The following is a 4305-nucleotide window of genomic DNA, read 5'->3' on the forward strand; positions in this document are numbered from 1 at the left end:
GCCGGCCCGGATGTCTGCTTCATCTTCGCTCCTTGGGGGCTACGATGAACCAGTCATCCTCCGTTCGTGAAGGGCCTCACTCTGTCTCACGGGCGCTGACGGCGGACACGCGAGCACCTCGCGGATCAGCTCCCAGGGGGCGGGAAGCGCCTCGACGGGCGGAGCCCACCGCGGGCAGTTCGGGAAGCGCGCGGCGAGCCTCGCGCGCAGCTGCGGCGGGACCGCTTCGACCGTCCCGCCCGCCACCTCGATCCGCATCCCGTCGCCTCCGTCACGCGCCCGGATTCGAACGTAGCACTTCCGGCGATTCGCCACTGGACTCCCCGCCAAAAATCGCGCAGCGACTGATTCGTACCCCCCTGCGACTCGCGTATTCGCCCAGGGAAATCTTCACTCTGCGGGCATCCCGCGCTTGCGGGCGCGCCGGATCGCCGGCATCGTGAGCCCCTCCTCGAACGGGATGACCCCGATGCGCTCTCTCTCGAAACGGAAACCCGCCACCGCCGCCTGAGCCTCCGCTCGGCGTGCCCCTGCGCGTCCCCGTTCCTGAGAGCCACCGATGTCGAAGACCACGACCAGCCGCACCCCGGCGGAGATCCGCGCGGCCATCCTCAACCCTGAGCTCTACGCCGGCCCCCGCGAGCCGGGCGAGCCGCTCGACCCCTCGAAGCGGGCCTTCGGGGGCGAGTTCAGATGCTGGGACGCGCGCGCGGACCTCGAAGCGCTCCTGTGCCCTCTGGCGCAGCGGGACGGCATCAGCCGCGCGCTCCAGCACGTCCTGCGAACGGCTTGGGAAGAGCCGGACGCCGAGAACACGCTGCGGGCCGAGCGAGCCCTGCGGGACGCGGCAAACGCTGCGGGCCGGGAGGATCCTCTCGCGAACAGGCTGCACCAGGCCGCACAGGCACTGCCGTACCACGCGGCTGCCTTCGGGAGCTCGGACGCGGCCGCCTGGTGCAGTGCCCGCAGCCTCGACTTGGCATGGACGCTGCTGAGCTCCGGGCATGACATCGGCGGCGGGTGGCTTGCTCTGCGGGCGGCCCTGTTGTGGGCGTCGGATGCGCAGGAGGACCTGACAGACGTCAAGTACAAGCCCAGGCCGAACTTCGATAGACTGTCGGCGTTCGACATGAAGGCTCTCGGGCTGGCGCGGGCCTTCGCGGCCATCGCGAAGGCCGAGGAGATGGTCCGCGACGAGGACGCGATCCTCCGGGGCGGCGCCGGAGCGGCCGCGGGCGGCACGCCGCCGCCGGACTACCTGCCGGGCCTGGAGGATGACCTCCCGTCGCTCGGCGCGCTGATCGACGCGGGGAGGCCCAAGGCCCCGGCTGCGCGGCCGGCGTCCGCGGGGCGGGTGGTCCTCCGGTCCCTGCAGCACCTGCCCAAGCCGGCCATCCACGCCAAGGAGAGGCGCGACAGCCCGCGAGCGGAGTTCGAGCCGATCGAGGGGCGGGCCCTGCCGCTCCTCCCGGCGCCTGATCCACACCGGTTCGTCCAGGAGGGCGCGGCCAAGGCCCCGTGGCTGCGGCCGGTGTTCGAGACCATCGCGCAGGACCTCGTCGGGGCGCCATACGCCTGGACCCGGCCGACCGCGCTCGTGAGCCGCCCTGGTACCGGCAAGACCGCTGCCATCCGAGCGATCGCGCAGGGCCTCGGCTTGCCGGTGCGCATCTACAGCGCCGCCGGGTCGGCTGACGGATCGTTCGGCGGCACCAGCCGCCAGTGGTCCAATGGCCGGGGATCCGTCCCGCTCCAGACCGCGCTGTTGGAAGGCGTCGCGACGTTTCTCGTCGGCATCGATGAGGTCGAGAAGGCATCACCCGACCGGCGGAACGGGTCGCTCACAGACACGCTGCTGCCCTTCCTGGAGCGGGAGAGCGCCCAGGCTCTGTTCGATCCATACGTCGAGGCGCCCGTCGACCTTTCGGCGGTCAGCTACCTCGTGACCGCGAACAGCATGGACGGCGTCCCGGGACCCCTCCGGGACCGGCTGCGGATCCTCGAAGTCCCGGCCCCCGGGCCGGAGCACCTGCCCGTCGTCGCGGCGAACCTAGTCGCGGAGATCCGCGCCGAGCGGGGCCTCGACGCGACGTGGCTGCCTGACCTCGCCGGGGACGAGCTCGCCCTGCTCGGGCGGCACTGGAAGGGCGGCTCACTCCGCCCACTCCGGCGGATCGTCGAAACCCTGCTGGCCGGGCGCGACCGCCTCGCTCCCCGGCACTGAAGGAGGCGACCGTGGAGCTCTATACGATCGCCGCGATCGCGGCCACGCTCACGCGCGCGTTCGATACGGGGCACGTCTGTCCCCTCGTCGGCCGCGGGGCCTGGGCCAGGATCCTCCGGATCGCCGAGCTGGTCGAGGGCGGGACCCTGCCCCCGCTCACCGGCCTGCAGCTCGCCCGCGAGGCGGAGGCTCTTGCGCTGTGTTTCAGCCCTCTGCCAGAGGAGGCGACCTGTGATCGATGACGAATCCTACACGATTGCTGGCCGTGCCTTGAAGGACAACCGCTTCGCCAAGACTATCCAAGTCACCGGCATTGCGCCGACGGGTCTTGGGCCCTTGGTGGAGTGGACGGCCTCGAAGTCCCTGGACCGCAAGCCCAAGGATCCGGAGAGGCTTCACAGCGCGCCCGCGACCGCAGTGCTGCACGTGCTCAGTCGGACGCTGGCCTTCCGCTGGAGGGCGGGCCGGCCGCACTGCCCTCGCGACTGGGCGACCCGGCTGCAGCGCGAATTCAGCGACGTGATCCCGTGGCCGCCCAGCGTCGGCCCCGGATGGTACTGGCTACTCGAAGGCGCCGCGGACTTCCTCACGCAGTGCACGAGCGGGACAAGGATCGCCACGCACGAGATCAAGGAGAAGTACGGCACGCTCAGATGGGAGGTCTCGACGAGCGATTTCTCTCAAGAAACGGATTAATACCTTGACTGCGTTGACCTTCTGTCAGGGTTCATCTGCGAGGATTGCGGATCACCGGGGGAAATCCAGACGATCCGGGGCTGGATGCGATGCCGGTGCTTCAAGTGCTCCGGGGCTGCAATCTGAGGGAGGGGAGAATGGCACGGATCTGGATCCTGTCCGACTTGCACGTCGACGCGTCCCCCTGGACGCCGCCGGAGGGGCTGCGCTGCGACCTCGCCATCATCGCCGGCGACGTCGCCGACGGCCTGTGCCGGCGGGCCATCCCGTGGCTCGCCGAGCGCGTCGTCCCCCGCGCGAGGGGCACAGTCTACGTCCCGGGCAACCACGATTTCTGGAGAACTCGTTACCCCGACGAGATCGCGGCCGCGCGCGAAGCCGCGATTATCGCGGGTATTCGCATGCTCGACTGCGGGCAGACCTTAAATTTCGAGGGCATCCAAATCGTCGGGGCGACGCTATGGACTGACTACAGGCTCACGGGCAACCGATCCTTGGCGCTCTCTACTGTTGGAGATCGCCAGGTCGGGATGCGCGACCATCGACTGATCCAGAGCCGCGATGCCCGGGGGACTCCCGCGCCCTTCAGGCCGCTCGCGGCGGAGGAGCTCCACCGGCAGCACCGGGGGCGGATCGAACGCGCCTTGGCGGAGCCGTGGGATGGGCCTCGGGTCGTCGTCACGCACCACGCCCCGCATCCGCGGTCGTTGTTGCACGGGGAGGTTCGCGAGATGATCGATGCCGCCTATGCTTCGGATTTGACCGATATACTGGAAGGACCGCACGCGCCGAACCTGTGGATACACGGCCACATCCACAAGTCGGTAGACTACACGGTCGGCCGGACGCGGATCCTGTCGAACCCGAGGGGCCACGACACCTCCCACCGCCGGCGGGACGGGGCCTGGGTCGAGGAGCGCGAGAACCCAGCGTTCGACGGCTCATTCATCCTGGAGATCTGACGATGCGAAGCACCATCCTCGCGGCCGCCCTGATCCTTGGGGCGGCCGCCCCCGCCGCGGCCGCCTTCGTCACATCCCTGGACGACGGCCAGGGGCGGAAGGCTTGGCTCCGTTGGGAGCCCGGGACCGGCGGCGTGCGCTGGAGCCTCAGCTGCCTCGACATGTCGGATCCGCGCAAGCCGGACGAGCTATTCACGTACAAGGGCATCGCCCCGGCCGAGGTCGGCTTCGTCGAAGGGCGAGCCGATGACGTCGCCGTGCCCGGCCGGTTCGTCCTCGGGACGCGTGGCCTCTCGCCCTACCTCCAGATTTGGCTGCAGGGATGCCCGGCGAACGGCAGGGCCGTCCTCATCCGCCAGGTCCGCTAGGCCGCCGGGGGCTCCTGCTGGGCTAGGACGCGCTGGATCCGGGCGACCTGCCGCT

The 4305-nt window shown here is 70.1% G+C and carries 5 protein-coding genes; all 5 read left to right on the plus strand.

Annotated features, from left to right (window positions below; genetic code table 11):
* Window positions 1-559: 559 nt before the first annotated feature.
* Entirely contained in the window at window positions 560-2224 is a 1665-nt protein-coding gene (locus tag HPY23_RS28710) for an AAA family ATPase (RefSeq protein ID WP_200601895.1), read from the plus strand.
* Between the two features lie 11 nt (window positions 2225-2235).
* Complete coding sequence (locus HPY23_RS28715) at window positions 2236-2466, plus strand: hypothetical protein (RefSeq protein ID WP_200601896.1); 231 nt, start codon at window positions 2236-2238, stop codon at window positions 2464-2466.
* The gene (locus HPY23_RS28720; protein ID WP_200601897.1) at window positions 2456-2920 is read left to right on the plus strand and encodes a hypothetical protein; all 465 of its coding nucleotides are present in this window, start codon (window positions 2456-2458) and stop codon (window positions 2918-2920) included. Before HPY23_RS28715 ends, HPY23_RS28720 begins: the two co-directional genes overlap by 11 nt.
* A gap of 137 nt (window positions 2921-3057) precedes the next feature.
* On the plus strand, window positions 3058-3882 hold the full coding sequence (locus HPY23_RS28725; RefSeq protein WP_200601898.1) for a metallophosphoesterase: 825 nt from the start codon (window positions 3058-3060) through the stop codon (window positions 3880-3882).
* 2 nt (window positions 3883-3884) lie between these two features.
* A complete protein-coding gene (locus HPY23_RS28730; RefSeq protein WP_200601899.1) occupies window positions 3885-4250 on the plus strand; it encodes a hypothetical protein in 366 nt (121 codons plus the stop codon).
* The last annotated feature ends 55 nt before the right edge of the window (window positions 4251-4305 follow it).

The sequence above is a fragment of the Methylobacterium ajmalii genome (genome assembly GCF_016613415.1).
Taxonomy (GTDB): domain Bacteria; phylum Pseudomonadota; class Alphaproteobacteria; order Rhizobiales; family Beijerinckiaceae; genus Methylobacterium; species Methylobacterium ajmalii.

Excerpts from the sequence above, each read along its gene's own strand:
- HPY23_RS28710 (WP_200601895.1), top strand. The coding sequence starts at position 560 with ATGTCGAAGACCACGACCAGCCGCACCCCGGCGGAGATCCGCGCGGCC.
- HPY23_RS28725 (WP_200601898.1), top strand. The coding sequence starts at position 3,058 with ATGGCACGGATCTGGATCCTGTCCGACTTGCACGTCGACGCGTCCCCC.
- HPY23_RS28730 (WP_200601899.1), top strand. The coding sequence starts at position 3,885 with ATGCGAAGCACCATCCTCGCGGCCGCCCTGATCCTTGGGGCGGCCGCC.